The sequence below is a fragment of the Bacteroidia bacterium genome (genome assembly GCA_041391665.1).
GTDB lineage: Bacteria > Bacteroidota > Bacteroidia > J057 > J057 > JAGQVA01.
The window spans coordinates 806,234-827,913 of record JAWKNO010000003.1; the positions used below are offsets into that span (position 1 = coordinate 806,234).

The 21,680-nt window shown below is 45.1% G+C and carries 17 protein-coding genes; 6 read left to right on the top strand and 11 right to left on the bottom strand.

Annotated features, from left to right (window positions below):
• Nucleotides 1-144: 144 nt before the first annotated feature.
• From R3D00_26065 to R3D00_26075, 3 genes are all read right to left on the bottom strand, one after another.
• The gene (locus tag R3D00_26065; GenBank protein MEZ4776668.1) at nt 145-2,184 is read right to left on the bottom strand and encodes an amylo-alpha-1,6-glucosidase; all 2,040 of its coding nucleotides are present in this window, start codon (nt 2,182-2,184) and stop codon (nt 145-147) included.
• A 348-nt stretch (nt 2,185-2,532) separates the two neighbouring features.
• The gene (locus R3D00_26070) at nt 2,533-3,648 is read right to left on the bottom strand and encodes a serine hydrolase domain-containing protein (GenBank protein MEZ4776669.1); all 1,116 of its coding nucleotides are present in this window, start codon (nt 3,646-3,648) and stop codon (nt 2,533-2,535) included.
• Between the two features lie 215 nt (nt 3,649-3,863).
• Entirely contained in the window at nt 3,864-4,544 is a 681-nt protein-coding gene (locus tag R3D00_26075) for a YggS family pyridoxal phosphate-dependent enzyme (protein MEZ4776670.1), read from the bottom strand.
• 145 nt (nt 4,545-4,689) lie between these two features.
• Here R3D00_26075 and R3D00_26080 point away from each other — a divergent pair, with 145 nt between their 5' ends.
• Nucleotides 4,690-6,012, top strand: a complete 1,323-nt coding sequence (locus R3D00_26080) for a hypothetical protein (protein ID MEZ4776671.1) — start codon at nt 4,690-4,692, stop codon at nt 6,010-6,012.
• Nucleotide 6,013: 1 nt separating this feature from the next.
• Here the strand turns inward: R3D00_26080 and R3D00_26085 are convergent, their stop codons facing one another.
• The 8 genes from R3D00_26085 to R3D00_26120 all read right to left on the bottom strand — a co-directional run bounded on the left by R3D00_26085 (nt 6,014) and on the right by R3D00_26120 (nt 17,129).
• Nucleotides 6,014-7,018, bottom strand: a complete 1,005-nt coding sequence (locus R3D00_26085) for a beta-ketoacyl-ACP synthase III (protein ID MEZ4776672.1) — start codon at nt 7,016-7,018, stop codon at nt 6,014-6,016.
• A complete protein-coding gene (locus R3D00_26090; protein MEZ4776673.1) occupies nt 7,015-8,772 on the bottom strand; it encodes a T9SS type A sorting domain-containing protein in 1,758 nt (585 codons plus the stop codon). The genes R3D00_26085 and R3D00_26090 overlap by 4 nt, the downstream gene beginning before the upstream one ends.
• Before the next feature lie 147 nt (nt 8,773-8,919).
• Complete coding sequence (locus R3D00_26095) at nt 8,920-11,610, bottom strand: tetratricopeptide repeat protein (GenBank protein MEZ4776674.1); 2,691 nt, start codon at nt 11,608-11,610, stop codon at nt 8,920-8,922.
• Between the two features lie 202 nt (nt 11,611-11,812).
• Complete coding sequence (locus tag R3D00_26100) at nt 11,813-12,904, bottom strand: efflux RND transporter periplasmic adaptor subunit (protein ID MEZ4776675.1); 1,092 nt, start codon at nt 12,902-12,904, stop codon at nt 11,813-11,815.
• Between the two features lie 50 nt (nt 12,905-12,954).
• Nucleotides 12,955-14,217 carry an ABC transporter permease gene (locus R3D00_26105; protein ID MEZ4776676.1) on the bottom strand — a complete coding sequence of 421 codons (1,263 nt, stop codon included), beginning with the start codon at nt 14,215-14,217 and terminating at the stop codon, nt 12,955-12,957.
• A 16-nt stretch (nt 14,218-14,233) separates the two neighbouring features.
• The gene (locus R3D00_26110; GenBank protein MEZ4776677.1) at nt 14,234-15,469 is read right to left on the bottom strand and encodes an ABC transporter permease; all 1,236 of its coding nucleotides are present in this window, start codon (nt 15,467-15,469) and stop codon (nt 14,234-14,236) included.
• Nucleotides 15,470-15,492: 23 nt separating this feature from the next.
• Complete coding sequence (locus tag R3D00_26115) at nt 15,493-16,173, bottom strand: ABC transporter ATP-binding protein (GenBank protein MEZ4776678.1); 681 nt, start codon at nt 16,171-16,173, stop codon at nt 15,493-15,495.
• Between the two features lie 110 nt (nt 16,174-16,283).
• On the bottom strand, nt 16,284-17,129 hold the full coding sequence (locus R3D00_26120) for a DUF4846 domain-containing protein (GenBank protein ID MEZ4776679.1): 846 nt from the start codon (nt 17,127-17,129) through the stop codon (nt 16,284-16,286).
• A gap of 72 nt (nt 17,130-17,201) precedes the next feature.
• Here R3D00_26120 and R3D00_26125 point away from each other — a divergent pair, with 72 nt between their 5' ends.
• The 5 genes from R3D00_26125 (at nt 17,202) to R3D00_26145 (ending at nt 21,376) form a co-directional block, all read left to right on the top strand.
• Entirely contained in the window at nt 17,202-18,128 is a 927-nt protein-coding gene (locus R3D00_26125; GenBank protein ID MEZ4776680.1) for a hypothetical protein, read from the top strand.
• A gap of 112 nt (nt 18,129-18,240) precedes the next feature.
• Complete coding sequence (locus R3D00_26130) at nt 18,241-18,663, top strand: hypothetical protein (GenBank protein MEZ4776681.1); 423 nt, start codon at nt 18,241-18,243, stop codon at nt 18,661-18,663.
• A gap of 378 nt (nt 18,664-19,041) precedes the next feature.
• The gene (locus tag R3D00_26135; GenBank protein MEZ4776682.1) at nt 19,042-19,719 is read left to right on the top strand and encodes a PKD domain-containing protein; all 678 of its coding nucleotides are present in this window, start codon (nt 19,042-19,044) and stop codon (nt 19,717-19,719) included.
• 119 nt (nt 19,720-19,838) lie between these two features.
• Nucleotides 19,839-20,489, top strand: a complete 651-nt coding sequence (locus tag R3D00_26140) for a TPM domain-containing protein (protein MEZ4776683.1) — start codon at nt 19,839-19,841, stop codon at nt 20,487-20,489.
• A complete protein-coding gene (locus R3D00_26145; GenBank protein ID MEZ4776684.1) occupies nt 20,489-21,376 on the top strand; it encodes a TPM domain-containing protein in 888 nt (295 codons plus the stop codon). Before R3D00_26140 ends, R3D00_26145 begins: the two co-directional genes overlap by 1 nt.
• Nucleotides 21,377-21,680 lie beyond the last annotated feature (304 nt).

Below are 21,680 nucleotides of genomic sequence, written 5' to 3' on the forward strand. Positions count from 1 at the left end.
GTTACCTATGCAAAAACCCCAAGGATTACCTGCAACCCATTATGCCGATAATGATGATAATAAAATCAAGCTTTGTGGAGCTGAAATCGAAGATACAGCGGTTTAGGCTGGGGAAAATTCAAAATATCGGGAATGCCCGTTATCTTAAATTTTTTCAGGAACTGCGATATGCCTCACCTTGCGTTTTCGCAGTACTTTCTTCACAGGAGCCGTGGTACCAAACAGGCAATATTCATGATTGACGCGAAGCAATTCAGCCACACTCCATGCCTGGGCAAAACAGCCACGGGCGATATGCGGGCTATTTCCATCAAAAATTTCAGAAACAGAGCTGATGCAGCCTTCTCTCAGGTGTTCGTCCATATTGAGAAACAACGCCCGGGCTTCCTCTTTTCCCGCCAGCCCCTTGATTTTGACTAAAGCATCAATATAAGGTCCCATAAGCCATCCCCATACCGTTCCCTGATGATAGGCCCCGTCACGGGTCATGAGGTCGCCCTGATATTTACCCTGGTATTTCGTATCCCCATCGGAAAGACTTCTCAACCCTCTGGGGGTAAGTAATTCTTCCTCCACCACTTTGAGGATCTGATAGGATTTTGCATTACTCATCAGCGGGAAGGGCAGGCTGATGGCAAATATCTGATTAGGTCTTACGGCCTCATCGCGAATATCTTTATCGATATAATCATATAGACAGCCTTTTTCCTGGTTCCAGAACTGAATTTGAAACTGTCTTTTTATTTGTTTGGCTTTTCGGGAAGCATTACCGGCTATGGCTTTATTTCCGGCTAGCGTATTGAGATAAGAAAATATTTCCCAGGCATTATACCAGAGTGCATTGATCTCTACTGCTTTTCCCATTCGGGGAGTAACTACCCATTCTCCACATTTGGCATCCATCCAGGTAAGCTGTACACCACCAATACCGCCACAAAGGAGGCCATCTTCATCTGTATGAATATTATAGCGAGTACCTTTTTCGTGCCAGTGGAGAATATCTGACAGCACAGGCATGATCTCATGTTCTACAAAGTCCCTGTCGCCCGACTCAAGCAAGTACTTATATACTGCGATAAAAAACCATAAAGTCGCGTCGATGGTATTGTACACAGGATTTTCTCCTTTTTCCGGGAAGCGATTGGGAATCATTCCAGAATCCACCTCCCTGGCGTAGGCCCGAAGGATCTGTCTGGCTTCTTCATGTCTTCCATTGGCAAGGCAGATGCCCGGCAGGGAGATCATAGTATCTCTGCCCCAGTCACAGAACCACGGGTAGCCAGCAATGATGCTTTTTCCGCCTTCTCCCCTTTCCACCAGAAACTGGTCTGCTGCAAGGGTAAGAGACTGGAGCATCGGAGAGGGAGAGCCTACTGTTTTTATCAGTTTCTGCCTTCTCAGTTTTTCTATCTCAAAAAGTGCCCAGGGGTCGCGGCCCTGAGGGTTTTCGGTAGAAACAATCAGGCCAACTTTTGAACCCGCTTCCATGGGAATATACAACTTCCCGGGGCTGAACAAATCTTCATGCGCTTCTTCGCCGCGCTTTTGCTCTTCCACATATTCAAACTGGTAGTACCAGTCAGGCACATGCTCGTAATGTCCACCAGGAGCTGATATAAAAATTTCAGGCGCATCAGGATAAGATCGGGTACGCATGACCTCATTTTCAAATATCGCAACAGGGTTAATCCTGTGATTGAAATGAGACAACTCATGATGGCCTCTGGCACCGAGCAAAGGTTTTAGCTCAAGCGTAAAATTTTTATTCGCTTTCAGCACTTCATACAAAACCAGTACGGTATTTTCTCCATGCAAAGCGACAATGGTTTTGCGCATTTCAATCCCATTGGTCTGATAGAGAAATTCTGGAAACAGATCCCGTTTAAATTCTTTTTGAAAGATATAACCTGTAGGGTAAATCGTTCCCCGGTACTTATTGCTACTGAGGTGGTAGACCTTATCACCCGCGATCACCTTGTCTTCGAGTTTTGAGACCATCACCATCCTGCCGACCGGAGGGCGGGTAGCCGCAACCAGTAAACCATGATATCTACGCGTATTCGCATTAATCACTGTTGAGCAGGAGTAACCGCCAAGACCATTTGTTTCCAGCCATTCATATTGAATAGCTTTTTCAAAACGATTTAGAACGGCACCATCGATAGAAATCATTTGGACAGACATTTAAACGATATTGGTATCCCGACTAAGGATAATGTAAACAGCAACCAGTACGAGTAGATTTGACTGTAAAATTCTCTGTTTCTCATGGCTTTCCATAGTGGGAATTCAGCCATATCTTACAATAATCGAATTAAACCAGCTGTCCTTTTAATACGAGAAATACCCACGGGAAGATCAATTTTTAAACAAAATTTTCAAATCCGATAATAATTTGCTCAAACAATAAACAATTTCTATCCTGATGAGGTTTAATTGTTGACGTCTGAAAACCGAAATCCGCAAATAATGGCTCAAATATAACATGAGCCGGGAAATTTTTTTGCCTTTTGCGATTTTTTTTCTGGCCGGTCAAACAAAGTTTCCGACCCAACCATTTACAAACTTGTACACATACCAGAAGTTGAAGGGCTTCTGACGATTGTCGCGATTGCTTAAAATGATAATAGTAGTTTCTGCCTGCAAATCGCGGATAAAGCAGGTTCTGTATCCATGCCACCAGCCAAAATGATACACCAGATCGGGGAAAAACGGCTTCATTCGCCAGCCTAAGCCATAGTTGTGGTCTTTTTCCTCCGGGCTTCCGGGAAGGCATGATTCTGTAAGCCATCGCTGATCAAGCAGCTTACCTTCTGTCAATGCCCGGTCAAAACGGTACATATCCATAACCGTAGAATACACACCCTTATCGCCGAAAACGCCGTCGAGATAATCCCCTTCTATTTTCTGAAATCTGAAGCGGAGCCGCTGGTAACCATTGGTATGGTTTTCTTTCTGTGCCCGCTCGATATAATTGCACAGATAGGTATGTTCCATTCCGGCAGGGTTAAATATGCGCTCCTGCAGAAAATCGGCAAAAGTTTTTTTAGAAATATACTCGACCAACGCTGCCAGAAAAACATAATTTGTATTGCAATACTCAAACTTTGTATCCGGTTGAAAATTTACGGCAGGCTTATGTTTGACGTAATAATCCATAACATCCAGGTAGTTCATGAATTTTCTTTTGTCCCATGAAGCATGCATCGCGCCCATATAGCGGGAAAGACCGGAGCGATGATTGAGCAAATGCCGGATGGTAATTTCTTCATAAGGAAAATCCGGTACATAATACCGAACCTTATCATCAATATCCAGCATGCCATCCTGCTGAAGAATCAGTATAGCTGTTGCGGTAAAAGTTTTGGAAACAGAAGCGAGTTGAAATTCAGATTCTGTAGTAAGCGATTCTTTGGTTGCCAGATCTGCGTAACCATATGCACCGGTATGAATCACCTTTCCTCTTTTGGCGATCAGTACAGTACCACTAAACTCCTTGTTCTTTTGCAGATCAAGAAACAGGCTGTCAATAGACCATGAATACGCCTCCTGAAACTTGTCCACCACCGGTTCACCCGATCGATGGGTTGTATCCGGCTTTTGAATATTTGTTGTTCTGATATTTTTGGCCATCAACGAAGGGCCCATGAAAAGCTTTTTTTCAAACAGGGACTTTCCGCATGACAAAGGGAGCAAGCATATGCCAATAAGAATAATAATGCGTTGAAACATAATAACAGGTACAGATATAAGGCCATGCAAAACGCTTGTAAACTAAACTGTTTTCCTAAAAATCCAAGTGCAGAAAAGCCAAATATCCATCATCTGGAAAATATTTTCGCCATATATCAAGACTATTTGCCTTATCTTTCGCCAAAAACCAAACTCCCCACTCTCACCATCGTTGCGCCTTCTTCAACCGCAACCTCAAAATCACCGGACATGCCCATTGACAGTATTTCCATTGATATTCGGGGGTGAATTTCACTGGAAAAAAGTTGTGCGCCGTTTTTCAATCTTCTGAACTGACTGCGAATAACAGTCTCATCGTCGGTAAATTCGGCCATTCCCATCAACCCCCGGATCATCACATGTGGATACTGGTCTATGTTGTGGAGAATTGATAAACATTCAGACTCATTCATTCCCGACTTTGATACTTCTTCAGAAATATTCAGTTGAAGCAAACAGGGTATTACCCGGTTATTTTTTTCAGCCTGCTGGTTAATTTCGTCCAATAATCGAGCCGAATCCACAGAATGAATCAAATAGATGAAAGGTGCAATATATTTGACCTTATTGCGCTGTAATGTACCGATCATATGCCAGCGGGCTTCCGGTAACAATGCCTGTTTTTCCCTCAACTCCTGAACCCGGTTTTCGCCAAAGTCTTTCTGTCCCAGCGAAAATGCCTCCCGGATCCTTTCAATCGGCTTGGTCTTGGATACTGCAATCAGGGTTACATCTCTCCCCTGCCGGCCAACCCTGGCTGCTGCCTGATCAATAGATGACCGTATTTCCTTTAAATTTTGTGCTATGCTCATACGTAAATCGTTTTTTCGCGATTTGGCTGTAAATTTCGTTGATTTTTTTATTCCATGCAGCATTTTCACCATTCCCTCCGTCAAGCAGGTAAATTATTCGATATCTATTATCTACAGGCTCAATACATCAAATCAATCCATATCTATGAAAAAGTTATTCACCCCGGCAATTGTTTTAGCCGCTCTGTTCAGTAGTTTTCTGAGTGGCTGTATTCAGGACAAATGCGAGCAGACTGTTACCTACTATGCTTACGAACCTGTTTACAAAAGTTATGCAGAGATCCGTGCTTCTGTAAAAAGCGAAGCCGCACAGGATATCCTGGCACCAGGCAAAATGTATTTTAAAGATGCCTTGATCTTTATCAGTGAAGTCAATAAGGGTATCCATATCATCGACAATAACAATCCAGCCAACCCGCAAAATATTGGCTTTATCAATATCCCCGGCAACCACGATCTGGCCATCAAAGGCAATATTCTGTATGCCGACAGTTATGTCGATTTGGTCGCAATTGATATTTCAAATCTGTCAGACGTCACAGTCCTTGACCGCGAGGAGAACGTTTTTCCTTACGGTTGGAATCATGATGGATTGTGGGCTGACCCTGACAGCGGTATTGCCGTTGACTGGATCGAGCAGGAGATCGTAGAAACAGTAGATTGCGGAAATAATGGAGGAGGTTTCGGACGCCCCAATATTTTCACCCGAAATGATGTACTGGCCTTTGGTGTACAGGATTTTGCTTCCAACAGCTCGATTAAAAACGAGGCTGCCGCCGGCGGAAACAGCGAAATCGGTGTAGGCGTAGGTGGCTCACTCGCCCGCTTTACCATCGTCAATGATTATCTTTACGCGGTTACCTGGACAGATCTGGAAGTATTCGATATCTCAGACCTTTCAAATCCGCGGGATCTTGGAGAAACGCAGATTGGATGGGATATTGAAACCATATTCCCCAACAACAACCGCCTGTTTATTGGCTCTATGACCGGAATGTATATTTATTCGCTTGACAATCCGGTTACCCCAACTATGTTGTCCATGATTTCGCATGTGAGGAGCTGCGACCCGGTGGTAGTGGAAGGAAATTATGCATATGTAACGCTTAGAAATGGTAATGGCGATGTATGTAACGGCTTTACCAATCAACTAGACGTAATCAATATTTCGAATATCACCCAGCCCTACATTGAATATACCTACAGCATGACCAACCCCAGTGGACTTGGCATTCGCAATGGTGTGCTTTTTATTTGTGATGGCCCGTCAGGTTTAAAGGTGTATGACGCCAATGATGTAAGCAAGATCAACCAGAATCTTCTGGCTCAGTTTAGCGACATTCAGGTCATGGACGTCATTCCGTTGCACAACCTGCTCCTCGCCATCGGCGATGGTGGCCTGTATCAGTATGATTATTCTGACCTGAAAGATATCAAGCTGATCAGTAAGATACCAGTAGGAAAATAACCTACCAGCGAATCAGGGCAGAAGCCCAGGTAAAACCACTTCCGAAGGCGGCCAGGCATACCAGGTCGCCTTCTTTTATTTTGCCGAGTTCCCACGCTTCATTCAGCGCGATGGGAATAGAAGCCGCAGTAGTATTGCCATACTTCTGGATATTGTTGTGGACTTTTTCTTCAGGAAGCCCCAGGGTGCGTCTTACCGCTTCTGCTATGCGAAGATTTGCCTGGTGTGGGATAAACATATCGATATCTTGCGGGGTATATCCGGTTTTACTTAGTGCCTCCATAATCACCTCCGGAAACTTTTCTACGGCAAACTTGAAGACATATTTGCCATTCATTACAGGATAGATCGCACGGCTGTCGATCATTTCGTGGGTGATATGCCGGGGCTGGTGGCCAGAAGGTGTGAGCACAGCCAGACGCTCGGCATGTTCGCCGTCGGCGTGAAGATGAGTGGTAAGAATCCCCTTTCCTTCTTCTTCTGTTGCCTGAAGCACCACGGCTCCGGCGCCATCCCCAAACAGCACGGTTACGTCTCGTCCTTCATTAGAAAAATCCAGCCCGGAAGAATGGATTTCGCTACCGATCATCAGCACATTTTTGTACATCCCGGTTTTGATAAACTGGTCTGCAATGGAAAGCCCGTAAATAAATCCCGAACACTGGCACCTGATGTCAAGCGCCGGAGTACCTTTGGTATTTAAACCAAGTTCCCGCTGCACCAGTACACCTGAACCGGGAAACATGTAGTCAGGGTTGAGTGTGGCAAAAATGATAAAATCTATATCTTCCGGCTGTAGCCCGGCTCTTTCGATCGCCATTCGTGCCGCGCGGGTTCCCATATTTGCGACGGTATCTTCTCCCGGAGTAAAATACCTTCTCTGCACAATTCCCGAACGCTCCTGAATCCATTCATCAGAAGTATCAAATCGCTGGGAGAGGTCGTGGTTGGTCACCACATTTTCAGGTACGTAGTAGCCGATTCCGGCAATTTTTGCGTGTGTCATTGCTTAATCACTTTTCTGATTATACTTTCCTTCCCTTCCTTCAACCTAAGGATAAACACACCGGCAGGTAATGTGCGGGTAGCGGTAGTCCAAACAGATGTTCCAGGGGGAAATAAACGGTTTTCACTGAGGAGTAATTTACCAGTAATATCGGTAATTTCCAGAGAAACTATTGATTCTGTTTTTACACTAAACCGTATTTCCAATTGTTCATTAAAAGGCATAGGACTCAGGTCATGTAAATTGAACGCCAGCGAAGCCCTGTCAACCTGTACAATTTCTGATGCAAAGTGATTTCCATCTATATCCACTGCCTGAAGGCGGTAATAGGAAAGCCCCTGCGGTGCGGCTTCGTCCACAAACCGGTAGGCGTTGGATGATGAAACGAAGACATCTCCAATCGCCAAAAACTCCCTGCCATCCCGGCTTCTTTCCACTACAAAATATTTACTCGTTCCGGCCTTTGTCTCCCAGACAAGTATATTGTTGATTCCTTCACCAAATCCCTGGAAATAGCTAAACGCTACGGGTAACACAGGATTGATAATGCTTCGTGTAAGAATCATATCAAATGTACAACCTGCGCCCTTGATACCGTCGATAATGATGGTATAAGTAGTCCCATTATTCAGGGTCAGTGGCCCAAAAACCCCATCTGCCGAAGGAAAATTATTCTGCTGCCCAATATTGCCACAGGTATAATTCAGCGAATTGTCCAATAAAATCGCCGTATTTTTTGCATCTGTCGGATCAAACACATCGGATACCATCACCGTAAGGGAATCAGGCCCCGCATCAGGACAATCCATATTGCCAATATGCAGATACCAGTCATCATTTTGAGGAGTAACCGGAGGGTCAAACTGGAAAAATACGCTATTGTCGAGCGATTCATTCAGGCCTGTACAGCGAAATATTCTTGCGCCTGTACCTGCCAAAAAGATATCTCCGATAGAACCATCGGTAAAGCAGGTAACATCATTATCGATAAAGTGGTCTTCTGTATTGGGTCCGCCACATTCATTTTGCATTCTTTGTTTGGTTGCACAAATGGTCGTACCACTGATGGCATCGGTCCAGCTTCCCGACCCTCCCGCAGCAGAGTTTGAATCGATACCGTTGCCGGAAGTCATGGTTGTCGGGCTGGAGGCGCGGTCATTTGCGGGTGGATTGCAGGTTGAAACGAGCTGGGTACAAATGGAGACTGTACCACCTGTTCCGGTAACCCTTTCAAGCAGAAGGTAGTAGGTTCCGGATCCATCCATGCCGCGCGCGTTGAGCGTAACGTTAAACCCACCGGTAGTCACGGCCCAACAGCCCGAATAGCGAAGTGTGAATGCCTGCGAATTGGTATTAATCCATGCACAGGGATCGCCGTTTCCGCTGTCTTTGGACTCAGCGTACAGCAAATAGTAACGAACCTCTGCATTTGCTGCAAAATTAAAACTCAGCTCAAAATCCACATTATACTGGTCTGTGGGGTTGTTGATATCATTGGGATCGTACTGAAACCAGAGGTCCTGAGAGCAGGTAGCCTGGTTGGTACAGCCTGCAGGAGTATAGTTGAACAAATTGGAGCAGGCTGTCGCGAATGTCCCGACTACCGGGGTAGCGCAACTGTAAGGAGCCGCAGGCGTCACTACGGTAAGACCAATCGCTGTAGAACAGTCATTCGCGCTGAGATCAGCGAGGAAGAACAAAAATATGCCTGAAAAAGCGATTACTTTTTGCAAGTTATGCCAACTTTCTTTCATAGTTGTTTGGGTATATTTCTTTGGGAAAAGCTTAATAACACAGGATTTCAAGCCTGAAATTTAAAGATTCCCTGACGAAATAAGAAATTTATTACAAGTATTGAAATACTTTATGTACCAACTGCGAAAGTAGGTTTGTGAACCGGATCAGGTTTTTCGCACTTTCTTTTCGAGAATCTGGGTTCCCCACTTGACAATGGCCTGCTCCAAATCCTGAAGTTTGAAGGGTTTACTGATATAATCATCCATTCCGGCGGCGAGATATTCTTCCCGGACTCCGGTCATGGCATTGGCAGTCATCGCAATAATTACCGGCCGGTGAAGCTGTCCAAATTTTTCAATAATCTTTTTGGTTGCCGTGATGCCGTCCATTTCGGGCATTTGAATATCCATAAAGATCATATCAAAAGACGATTTATCGAGCGCATCCACCGCCTCTTTTCCATCGGAGACAATTTCTATTTCGAAGCCCATTTTTTCCAGAATCCCTTCGATAACCGTTTGGTTGATCATATTATCTTCGGCAACCATGATCCGCAACGGGAACCGTTCGCCCAATGTATCATTAAAGGCATACTGGCTTTCGCTTTTACGGGTACGGGCAGTGGCTTCCGCCTCGCGGTCAACGATGGTTGAAATGAAGAAAATAAAAGACGAACCTTTTTCCTCCGCACTTTCTACCCGAATAGCGCCTTTCATAAGCTCCAGCAATTTCTTGGTGATGGCGAGTCCCAGTCCTACCCCCCCAAATTTTCGGGAAATAGAGTTGTCTACCTGCTGAAAAGAATCAAAAATCGTAGCCTGTTTTTCTTCGGCAATTCCGATTCCGGTATCCGTTACCTCAAACTCCAGTTCCAGCGGATCATTGTGCTTGAAAGGTTCGGCAGGCGGAGACACCAACCTTGCATAAATCTGAATACTTCCCTTATGGGTAAATTTAAGCGCATTGCTCACAAGGTTTACCAAAACCTGCCGGAGCCGGGTAGGGTCGCAGAATATATGCCCTGGCACATCTTTCGCAATTTCATAGGCCAGTTTCAACCCTTTTTCTTCGGCAGTGCTCTGAAACAGGGCCATGACTTCATCGAGCAGTTCATTTACGGAAGTGCTGCGGATTTCGAGTTCCAGTTTGCCGGCTTCTACACGCGAGTAATCGAGAATATCATTCAGGATGGAGAGCAGATTGTTGCTGGAAGTGGAAATGGTCTGTGCATATTCACGCTGCTGCTGGTTGAGATTTGTATTCATCAGCAGGCTCGTCATCCCGATAATCCCGTTCATCGGCGTTCGAATCTCATGGCTCATGGTTGCGAGGAAATTCGATTTGGCAACCGAGGCGGCTTCTGCCTGGCGTTTGGCCTCTTCCAGTCGCTGGTTGATTTTGTGGAGCTGACGGTTTTGGGTATTAATGACTTTGTTTTGATGCGCCAGTTGGTCATTGACCTTCTGCTTGATTTTAGTCTGCCGGAACAAAACACCCAGAAGGATAATAATGAGGAAAAGTACAATACTTCCTGCATAGATAATGATCTGGTTTTGGCGCGCCCTTTCTTCGCCTATACGGATAACATTTTTGGCTTCTTCCAGCTTTTTTTCCTGGGCAATGGCTTCATATCGGTTTTGAATATCTGCGATTTCCCGGGTCTTTTGGGTGCGAAACAGCGAGTCATTGAGTCCGGTGAAAAACTGATAATACTTAAGGGCATTATTCAGGTCTTCGGATTCGACATAGATATCGGTAAGCAGTTTGTAGGTGCTTCGGCGAAAAGTATCCAGAGGAGTATGAGCAGAAAGGGAAAGGCAATGATTTAGGGCATCAATCGCATCATCATACTCTTTGAGATGATAATAGGCTTTCCCAATATTGTACATTATGTTGACATTGGTATCACCGAGCGCTGTCTGGTTTTTGAGTGATTCATTATAGTGAACAAGCGCGCGGTTGTAATCGCCTTCCGCCATATAGGTATCGCCAATTTTGCTCAGCGTTTCGGCTCTGGCAGCGCGATCGGGAAGGTCATCACGGGTGATGAGCGCTTTGTCGAAATATTCTACCCGGGCTTTGTGAATACTGTCCATTGCCAGATAGACTTCTCCGATATTATGGAGATCATCTGCAATTTTTTCCTCATTGCCGAGAGCCTGCTGAATATCCAGGGAGCGGTTAAAATATTCGAGTGCGCGATTGTAGCGTTTGTCCAGAAAAAAAACGCGCCCGATATTGTTAAGCGCCTGGGAAATACCCGTAGAGTCTTCGAGATTTTTGTACAGATCCAGTGCTTGAAAATATATCGTATGAGCAGTTGTGAGATTGCCCATTTTTTCATTCATCATGCCGATCTGGTTGGTAGCATTGGCAATTCCTACACTGTCTTTCTGGATATCTGACAGTTCTTTTGACCGTTGAAAATAGGTAATGGCCTCCTCATATCTTCCCATAATGATACAAACCGATTGAATCTCCTTAAGCGAAGATTGTATTTCAATCGCTTTGCTATAACGGAGGCGAAGGTTCAGCGCATCTTTATAGTGCTGAAAGGCATTCTCATACTCACCCAGCAGCTTATATACATTTCCCAGATCATGTTCTGCATTGCCCTGAAGGCGGGGATCTTCAAGCTCTCTGGCAATACGCAGTGATTGAAAAGCATAATCAATGGCCTGTTTGCGATTACCCGCTTTCGCCGAAATGTAAACCATTTTGCTCAGGACAGCAGGTTGTTCTGACTTAGGCAGCCCCTGTAGCTCCTTATTAAGGCTATCCAGACCGCCCGGATTATTGCCATAAACCGGGACAGATATTCCCCATAGAAACACCCAGTACAATAGAAATCTCATCGGGTCCGCCTTCATCCGAAATAAATATATGTATTCCCCCATACTATCTAACCGCATTTCCTGTGCCTCTTTATTAGTTATAACGGAGAGAACACCCTAAATTATAAAAATGTATGAAACTTACATAAGCAAAACACCGGGCATTATTTCAATACCCGGTGAATTTATCAGATTTACCTGTGAATAAGCCTTTTGTCAGCGATTATTGATTGACGTTGGGATTTTTGATTTTATCTTTTTCCGTAATGCCGGAAAGAATTTCAATATTGATCCCGTCTGAAAGGCCGGTCTGAACAGTTACTTTTTTAAATTGTTGCACCCCCTCTTCCACTTCGACAAACGTTGTTTCTTCTTCAAACTGAAGTACCGCTTCCCGAACCGCCAGTACACTGTCTTTGCGCTGAAGAACAATATCTGCATTGGCACTATACCCGGCACGGATAAACTGGTCCTTTTTCAGCTTTACGTCGGCGCGGATTTCAAATTGAATTGCGCCATTTTCCTCCACGCCTTTTGGGGATATATGTTCCAGGATCGCTGAAAACTTTTCGGCTTCGATAGCGCCTACGGTAAGCAGCAGTTCCATTCCTTCACGAATTTTTCCGACTTCCGACTCGTCAACTTTTCCTTCGAAAATCATATCCTCCAGATTGGCGACTACGGCAATCGTAGTACCGTCGTTGAAGGTATTGGCCTCAATCACCGAATTGCCCTCTTCCACGGGTACGTCCAGCACCATGCCACTGATGGTAGCGCGTATATTTGTGTTGGCCGTCTGACCTGTTTTTTGGGTAGAACCTTCGCGAATCAGTTGAAGATTGTCTTTTGCTGCGGAGAGCTCTTCTTTGGCGTTTTTAAAGTTGAGGTCAAATTGTTGAAAAACCGCTTCGGCGATGACTCCGTCAGTGAGCAGCTGTTTGTTTCGCTCATATTCCCTTCTGGAATTTTCCAACGCGATTTCTGCACGATTTACCCGGCTTTCTGCGCTGTTTAGATTGACCATGTTGGGGATAATGCGAACCGTAGCGATAAGATCACCGGCTTTTACAATATCTCCCGGCTCTACATAGAGATTTTTCACCAGCCCCGAAACCTGCGGCTTGATTTCGATCTCTTTACGGGGAACTACAGATCCTGTAGCTACGGTTTTTTTGACGATATCTGTGTAGAATGCAGTTTCTGTCTGATATATGACCGGCGGCTTTTGGTTCTTCTTATAGAGGAAAAAACCGGTCCAGACAAATAATCCTAAAATACCACCGACAATCAGTATGGGAAGAATCGTGCGTTTCATAAGTAGTATGGGTTTCTTTTATGCAATTATATTTTTCAAAAACTTATTGATTATTCTGCTCTGAGGGCATCAACCGGGCTAATAGATAAAGCTCTTTTCGCAGGAATAAATCCGGCAAAAGCCCCTCCTGCCACCAGGATGACCAGCGCACGTACCATGAGTGAAAAATCTACTGAAGGGTCTTTAAAAAACCCACTTTCAATATGGAACTCAAGTGCTGCCCAGTTGTACAGTTCCAGCAATCCCAGCCCGCACATCAGGCCCACATAACCGGCAACTGTCGTAAGAAATACCGATTCCATGAGAATCAGGGAGACGATTGAAATCGGGCGTGCCCCCAATGCCCGGCGAACGCCGATTTCTTTGGTGCGCTCTTTCACCAATACGAGCATGATATTACTAATGCCGATGACCCCTGCAATGAGTGTACAAATACCGACAAACCATGAGAGCAGGTTGATCCCTGTCATCGTATTGCTCATCTGGTTAAATCGTTCTTCCAGATTAAAATGGCCAAATGCCCGGTTGTCATCGGGAGCTACCCGGTGCCGCGCTTTCAGGATTTTCAATACCTTTTCTTCGGCCACAGACACCGGTACATCATCCTGACTCGTAATGGCGATCCATCCTACAAAATCTCCGAAGTTGAATGCCTGCTGGAAGGTGGAAAATGGAATATAAATCTTCTGTGCTGCATTTTCTCCACGGCCTCCGGCCTGTTCGGTATCAAAGGTACCTACGACCTTGAAGTACACACCATTGATGTAGATATAGTCTCCGATGGGATCTTCATCTACATCAAACAAAATCTCTTTGACCCGGGGTCCAATTACCGCAACTTTCCGGCGCTCCTTTATGTCGAGCGGATTGATAAACCTCCCGGAGATAATCTTGGGGGACTCCACTTCAAATATATTGGGCATGTTTCCCGACACGCTGAAGGTTCCATAGCGGTTTCCCCGGGTTACACTGTTATTACCCTGCCATCCACCTAACTGATTGATCGGAGAAATGATTCGGGCCTCAGGAATCGCCTGCTCCATAGCCTTCATATCGTCCAGGGTCATCCGCATCCGCCGTCCGGGCGGAAGGCCATTGAATGCTTTGGAGGTGGACTGGTTCCAAACGTAGAGGCTATTGGTAGCCATTCCGGCAAAGTTACTGGTCGCGCCGGTTGAAAGCCCTTTTCCTGCCCCCATCATTACGACCAGCATAAAAATCCCCCAAAACACACCAAAGGCTGTCAGCGCTGTCCGCAAGGGATTTTTGGAGAGCGAGTGGAAAATTTCCTGCCATTTGTCTATATCAATCATACCTGCGGGTTATTTTTTATTCATCTCTAAGTGCTTCAATCGGACGGATCCGCGCAGCTTTAATGGCGGGAACCAGCCCGGCCATTGTCCCTGCAAATACAAGTAAAATCGTCGCCTGAAGGGCGACGCCCAGGTTAATCTCAGGATTTGAAAACATTGGCGTATCGGCAGGTACAAAGGATGCGACCAATGCCAATAGCCCTACTCCCAGAATCAGTCCCAGATAACCCGCCATTGAAGTTATAAATATCGATTCCTGAATGATCAGACTCAGGATAGACCACGGAGTCGCACCGATTGCTTTTCGGATCCCGATCTCTTTTGTCCTTTCTTTCACCACAATCATCATAATATTACCGACGCCGACTACCCCGGCCAGGATCGTTCCTATGCCGATTACCCATATAAAAGCCTGAATGCCGCCCAGCACACCCATAATATTCTGGTACTGTTCAATGCTGTTGCGGACATAAGCAGCCTTGGGATCTTCGGGGTCAAAATTATTTCTTTTGGAGAGTTTCGTTTTGATCTGGTCTGCGATCATCTGGCTTTCTTCCAGACTGGCATCGCCCACGGTGACCATCATCTGATTGATATGATTGGCTCCATTGAACGTGCGCTGTGCTGTGGTAATCGGGATATACATCGTTTCTGTTTCTCCCTCATTTCCCTCATCCTCAAAAATACCGACTACTTTGAACGCGATGCCGTTGAGGTTGATGTATTTTCCGATGGCGGTCTCATGAAGAAAAAGTGCATCTCTTACTCTTACACCGATAGCCGTCACCTTACGGTGTTCGGCAATGTCCTTTTCATTGATATAGCGACCTTCTACTACCAGGGTTTTTTCCAGGTACTGAAAGTCAGGGTGCACACAGCGAACGGAGAAGGCACCAAACTCATCTTTATAATTGACAGTTACGGCTGACTGTATATTAAATCTCGCACTGATATGATCTAATCCCTCTACCTGCGTACGCACCGCATCGTAATCTTCATTGGTAAACTGCACCCGCCGTCCGGGTTGAAGTCCTTTATAAGCCAGACTGGTTGTTCCGCTTGAAATCCAGATGCTGTTGATAGCATCATCTTTAAACATATTGGCGACGCCGTTTTGCAGGCCATTTCCTGCACCCAGGAGTATCACAAGCATAAATATCCCCCAGGCTACGCTAAAGGCTGTCAGGAAGGTGCGGAGTTTATTTTTCCCGATGGTTGAAAATATTTCCTGCCACTTGTCTATATCAAACATTGCGGATGTCTTTGAGGGTTCATTTACCGGGAAACGATTTCGTTGGCTTCAATCTGGCCGTCGCGAAGCCTGATGATGCGATTGGTCATGGCGGCGATATCATGTTCGTGGGTTACGATTACCACGGTTATGCCGGAGCGGTTAATTTCTTTGAGCACCTCCATTACCTCCAAAGAAGTCTGAGAGTCAAGCGCACCGGTAGGTTCATCGGCAAGAATCAGTTTAGGTTGGGAAATAAGTGCCCGGGCAATAGCTACGCGCTGCTTTTGTCCGCCAGAGAGCTCATTGGGTTGGTGGTCTGCCCATGCAGCGAGACCTACTTTATCGAGATATTCGAGGGCCAGCTTGTTGCGTTTGATCCGGCCAACATTTTGATAGTAGAGCGGGAGCGCAACATTCTCCACGGCATTTTTAAAGGAAATAAGGTTAAATGACTGAAAAATAAACCCGATGAGCTTATTTCTGTAAACGGCGGCCTTGGTTTCCGACAAATCCTTTATTAGTGTCCCATTGAGCGTATAGGATCCCGAATCATAATTGTCGAGAATACCCAGAATGTTCAGCAGGGTAGATTTACCCGACCCCGATGATCCCATAATGGATACCAGCTCGCCTTCTTTGATCTCCAGGTTGATTCCTTTTAATACATGCAGGGAGTTATGTCCAATCTGGTAAGATTTGTGAATGTCTTTGAGTATGAGCATGAGGAATAATGTCAGTCTGACTATGTGTATTTTACGGCAAGAAAGGGTTTAACGCCATGGAATTATCTGTCGTTTGCAGAGAATATATAGCAGTTCGTCGAAAAAACCGGTTATTTATTACCAAATCGCTTCAAAGTCCCTTCCTGAAATGTCCATTCAGGCGTATAAAGCTGTCCTTCTGTTACCGGATACCATGGGTTCAGCGATTTATCCGTAGGATTGCGGAGCACATGCATTTCCTGAGCAGGCATATAACTCTGCGCCAGCAGAAAGATCCGTTTTCCGGTTTCAATATTCTCGGCTACATCCACTACCATCACGGCATGCCCCGGAAATCCTCCCTGAATAAAAACATCACCAGGCTGGATCTGCGTTATATCTTCCACTACCAACAACTCTTTATCTAGCGAAAAGGTTCCGGCATAGGAGAAGACCAGGTCCATATATTTTCGAAAATTTTTATAACTGCCATCTGACGCAGCAGATTTACTCCAGTACACTTTATTACCGGTAAACTGCGGCCGATAGCCATCGCGGTACCGCATGTAATCGGCCCGGTCGCCGGAGGTGAAATTAAAATGAATCTGGCTATACTCGCCGCATGCAAAATGATATTCGGCTTTGAGCCGCATGACTGCATCGGCACATTGTTGAAGATCGCGGGTGCCCGGGTCTATATCGATCACCAGAAAGTGTGCATTCTGATTGTGTTTGGGTTCTCCATTATACAACATCACCTGAGGGCGGCCTGGTTTTAGGGGAAGTTGCCGGAGCCATTCACCAAAACTATGGGCCGGAACCGGCAGCCTTTGATAACCATCAGGGACAGGAATCCGAAAATCCAGGGCATTAGCTGAAAGACAGGAATCTTTCCAGCGATAATCATTTTGGGAAATTGCCTGAAAACCCAAGAAAGTCCACAACAGCAGCAGAGCAATCTTATACAGTTTATCCATATTGAGCACAATTTAAGTAAAAGTTATGTATAGAAAGGAATCAAACCACACGATTCCTCCGTATTTTAGACCATGCAATATATCAATCCGTTATCTATACTCAACCTTGAACCGGCGGCACTCAGCAATGGCCTGGATCAAACCATGTTGAAGCGGGAAAAAAAACGTTTACTTGCAGAGTTTGAACTGCATAATACCCCTACGATTGTGCTCCGGGGAAAGGAGATTTCCAAATCTGACGTACTCCGGGTTTTTGATATGCTTTCGACAGATACGGAGCGATCCCACCACCTGCGTATTTTCCAGAATCCGAAACTGCTTACCTTTCTGGAAGAGGCATCGCTGGAATATTTTTACTCAGGGGATATTGTTCTTCTGGCTTCGTTTCCTTCAGATTTCCTTGCATTTATTGCTCCATATTTTGCCGAACAGTACAATCGCAGGCTGTTTCATGCCTTCCGGCAAAGAGACTGGGAGGAGATTAATGTACTTTGTGCCCATCCGATTGCCATCCCGGTATCTTTCTTCGCACTGGCATACAAAGATACCTTCCGGCATATTCATACATTAGTTACAGATATAGAAACGCTGGCAAGCCAGATCTCTGCCGGAGAAGCACCCGATGGTAGAGTTCAGGAAATCTGTGATGAACTGCTCGTAACCTCGATCAACCATTTGCCCGATTACTTTACCGATGTCAGAGACAAATACGGCCAGGCACTGGAAATTCTCGCCCTATCTGTATTTAACACGCACCGAAGAGGTCAGCTGGGCATGTTTATTCTTCGTCAGGGGCTAAAACTAAACATTTCCACCGGGACACGAGACCGTTTGCAGTATGTGTTGGATCAATTGCTGAAGCTCGCACCAGCCGAGTCCCTGTTTGAGTCATTGACAGGAAGCGGTCAAAAGGATGACGACAATTCCGGCTTTTGGTGGATTGCACTGGGAGTCGGCGCCGTAGCTGCCTGGGCGATAAGCAAGCTGATACGGGACTAAATGCGAAAAAATACCGAAAAAGGGAGGGTTTTTCTTTCGAAAGTTTTACCCATTCGAAACTTATCATTAAATTAGGGCCATCCCCTGGTTTATCTATATTTGTTTTTGGTATATGTTTAAAAGCTACCATACACATCTGGCCGTTTTAAAGTGGCTGATCTTATGCTCAATCCTGATCATGACCGCACAATTGTTGATGGATGGTAACCTCCCCCCTTTAAAACAGGCGCAAAAGAAAACTTTTGTTCAGATACGGGAAGCACTCAATGCGGTCAGCCAGCCATCCTCCGGCCCATCAAGCAGTACCTATTCCTACACAGGCGATCATATCCGGTTTTCCCGACCTGATCTGTGTACCGAAAATCTGAAAATTGAAGTGGTGAGATTTGGGGGAGAAAAAGAGTTTAGCAAAAATTTTACCGCTGAAGCACTTACCCCTGAGATCGATTTTCAGGTAGATTTTCTTACCAGTGGCATATATTTTCTGAAAGTCCGCTGCGAAAATTTTGAAATGACCCGGCTGTTTATTCGCTGAAGCGCTTCGGATTTTTTCAATCCTATCTCCTATTTCGGTTATTATTCATTCTGTGCACAGAAGATGGTTTGATTTTCAGCGCCATTTGCCGTGTAGGTTTTTTTCCCTTTTGGTCAAAAAAAATGAAAACCTGATCCTCTCATCAGGTTCTTCCCAAACCGCTATTTCCACCAGTCAGCATCCCATAATTGCCATTCAAACAACATCCCATCAATGAATTTGGTTCAAAATAATAAATTGAACTGTTATTTAATTTAAACAGGCTGCCTAAAAAAATATAAATTTTCCCGATAGAATTTCAACTGGCAGCATGTAAGATTCAGGCGTTTTGGAGCAGTTTTTGTATAAGTCATTATTATCTAGCATCAATCGAAAAAAATGGAACAGGCGAATACCCCCTCAAACCAGTTCGAAGAATATTTGGGCAAAATTGAAGCGCGTGAGAAGGTCAGGCGCAGAAAAACCAAACTTAAATGGTTTTTGTTGTTGGCTTTTATGGGATCCGGTTTTGTATTATATCAGCAGTCGGGTTCATTAGAAAAAAAAGAATCTCTGAGAAGATTTTCGGTCACTGACCTGGATCCTGATCTGGTCAATGGGATTTTTGCGCAAAACGAAGAACCAATCATTGTCTATCACCCAGAAATTGGCAACGACACCGTTGCATCGGTAAATGAGTACTATCAGATATTAAATCTGATTGACCTGATTGAAATGGGACGGAAGGCATATACAGATATGGAAAAAAGATCCTCTGACAGCAGTCAGACTGCACCGCTGCAAACTTTCGTGGTAGATGTTGCCGGGGAGCGTCAGATCAAAAGAAAACTGACCTTTACGGTTGAAGACTATAATCCGGAGTTTGAATATGAACTTGACTTTGGAAATGGCGTCGTCAAGCCGATTAAGGATCGCACGGTATATGCTTACCCCCTGCCGGGTCATTTTGACCTTACCCTCAAGGCCACAAGCAAAGACGGGCGAAGCAGCACCTATGTTAAAAAGTATGAAATCATTTCGGGAGATGGCTCGGTCAATCTTGCCAACAACAATTAATCCGACATCTACTTCTGTGTTCTGAATATACGCCAGCCTTCGGGCTGGCATTTTTTTTATTACGTACCTATCTGCTACCTTCGTATCTTAGTGGGCGATCTACGAATTTTGACCAAGTCATGAAAAAAGCACATATTTTCACTGAGCAGGAACTCAGCCAGATTGAAGCATCTGTAAAAGAATCGGAAAGCAAAACTTCTGGTGAAATTGTTCCGGTATTTGTCAATCAATGCGCATCCTACCCTATCGCAATATATAAAGGAGGCACGGCTCTCGCATTCTTTGCTTTTGTGGTACTCATTCTGCTTGATCGCTTTGCCCACGGGTTCATATTTTATGATCCTTTTTGGTATTTGCTGGTGGTATGTGGTGCAGGCGTTTCCGGTGGACTCGCTGTGCGTTATATCCCCGCACTACAACGATGGCTTGCCGGGAGCGAACATCTGCGGGAAATGGCATATTTTAAGGCCAACCAGTTTTTTCTTCGGGAAGAAGTATTTCAGACTGTTGACCGAACCGGGATCATGATTTTTGTGGCTTGGTTTGAGCATCAGGTTATTGTCATGGCTGACAAAGGGATCAGTAAAGTAGTAGAGCAGGCAGCATGGGACCAGATCGTAGCGGAAATGATCATCGCCATCAAAAATGGCAATGTTACAGAAGGCATCATATCTGCGGTGAATGCATGCGCAAAAATCCTTGTGGATAAGGGCGTTGAAATTCAGCCTGATGATACAGACGAACTATCCAATCAGCTACGAACAGAGTAATGTCTCTCCGTTATCTTCTATTTAGCATTTTTTCCCTGATAACGTTTCAGGGTTTTTCGCTCGACGTACCCTACCTCACCGGGAACGTCAACGACTATGCAGGCATTCTCACCAGGCCAGGCTTTAACACAATAAGCCAGACCCTGATAGCACACGAAAAAAATACAACCAACCAGATTGTTGTACTCACTATACCTTCTTTAAATGGAGAAGATATTGAAACCTATGCCAATCGTGTCTTTAACACATGGCAGTTGGGGCAAAAGGACAAAAACAATGGGGTCCTGGTTGTGATTGCCAAACAGGAAAAAAAGTTAAGAATCGAAGTAGGCTACGGACTGGAGCCAATACTTACCGACTACACCTGCGACCAGATTATCCGTAGCAGAATGGCGCCCTTTTTTAGAAAAGACGATTTCACGACAGGCATTTCCGAAGGAACCAACGCGATCATCAGAGTGCTTACCGGAGATCAAAACATCAGGCAGGAATTGGCGACTGAAAATTATCCATTATGGGCCAAAATCATTATGGGTACTTTTTTTTCAGCGATAATACTATTTATCCTGTATTCCATTATCGGACAGGGGGGATTTTACAGCTGGTTTCTCGGAATCTTTATCATGCTGCTTATCTGGTTTATGACCCCCGGTTTATTTGGCGAAAAAGCAAGCCGGATTATATTCTGGACATACATCGGCATTTTTATTGGAGATAAATTATATATCGGGATCCAAAGGCTGCGTGGAAAGTGGCGGGGAAGGTCTGGCGGTGGTTCCGGAAATGGTGGTGGCGGAGTCAGCTGGGGCAGCGGATATTCAGGAGGGGGGGGATATTCCGGCGGCGGCGGATTTTCTGGCGGCGGCGGCAGCAGCGGTTCGTGGTAAGAAAAAAAACGTACTTCGTAATGTTATATTCCCAAATCCGAATATTGAGTATTCCGATTAGTTTTCATTTGACCCAAATGATTTAACCAATCAATATCTCTTATTTGCCATTCATACGAAAGGCAAAATAGTAATGAGAATCTATGCTTAGATTGACTCAAGAAATCGACCCATTCCTCCCGAAATCTAACACTTGTAATCTTCGTTTTTCGCCCTTTTAAGATTTTTCACTGCTGAAACTTGTGAGAGAGATGTTTCCATGGCCCGTTTTTTGGCTGGTCACAGGAAGCGCGTTTCCCTCCAC

Coding starts and splice junctions, on each gene's coding strand:
- R3D00_26065 (MEZ4776668.1), bottom strand. CDS start 2,184: ATGTCTGTCCAAATGATTTCTATCGATGGTGCCGTTCTAAATCGTTTT.
- R3D00_26070 (MEZ4776669.1), bottom strand. CDS start 3,648: ATGGGCCCTTCGTTGATGGCCAAAAATATCAGAACAACAAATATTCAA.
- R3D00_26075 (MEZ4776670.1), bottom strand. CDS start 4,544: ATGAGCATAGCACAAAATTTAAAGGAAATACGGTCATCTATTGATCAG.
- R3D00_26080 (MEZ4776671.1), top strand. CDS start 4,690: ATGAAAAAGTTATTCACCCCGGCAATTGTTTTAGCCGCTCTGTTCAGT.
- R3D00_26085 (MEZ4776672.1), bottom strand. CDS start 7,018: ATGACACACGCAAAAATTGCCGGAATCGGCTACTACGTACCTGAAAAT.
- R3D00_26090 (MEZ4776673.1), bottom strand. CDS start 8,772: ATGAAAGAAAGTTGGCATAACTTGCAAAAAGTAATCGCTTTTTCAGGC.
- R3D00_26095 (MEZ4776674.1), bottom strand. CDS start 11,610: ATGAGATTTCTATTGTACTGGGTGTTTCTATGGGGAATATCTGTCCCG.
- R3D00_26100 (MEZ4776675.1), bottom strand. CDS start 12,904: ATGAAACGCACGATTCTTCCCATACTGATTGTCGGTGGTATTTTAGGA.
- R3D00_26105 (MEZ4776676.1), bottom strand. CDS start 14,217: ATGATTGATATAGACAAATGGCAGGAAATTTTCCACTCGCTCTCCAAA.
- R3D00_26110 (MEZ4776677.1), bottom strand. CDS start 15,469: ATGTTTGATATAGACAAGTGGCAGGAAATATTTTCAACCATCGGGAAA.
- R3D00_26115 (MEZ4776678.1), bottom strand. CDS start 16,173: ATGCTCATACTCAAAGACATTCACAAATCTTACCAGATTGGACATAAC.
- R3D00_26120 (MEZ4776679.1), bottom strand. CDS start 17,129: ATGGATAAACTGTATAAGATTGCTCTGCTGCTGTTGTGGACTTTCTTG.
- R3D00_26125 (MEZ4776680.1), top strand. CDS start 17,202: ATGCAATATATCAATCCGTTATCTATACTCAACCTTGAACCGGCGGCA.
- R3D00_26130 (MEZ4776681.1), top strand. CDS start 18,241: ATGTTTAAAAGCTACCATACACATCTGGCCGTTTTAAAGTGGCTGATC.
- R3D00_26135 (MEZ4776682.1), top strand. CDS start 19,042: ATGGAACAGGCGAATACCCCCTCAAACCAGTTCGAAGAATATTTGGGC.
- R3D00_26140 (MEZ4776683.1), top strand. CDS start 19,839: ATGAAAAAAGCACATATTTTCACTGAGCAGGAACTCAGCCAGATTGAA.
- R3D00_26145 (MEZ4776684.1), top strand. CDS start 20,489: ATGTCTCTCCGTTATCTTCTATTTAGCATTTTTTCCCTGATAACGTTT.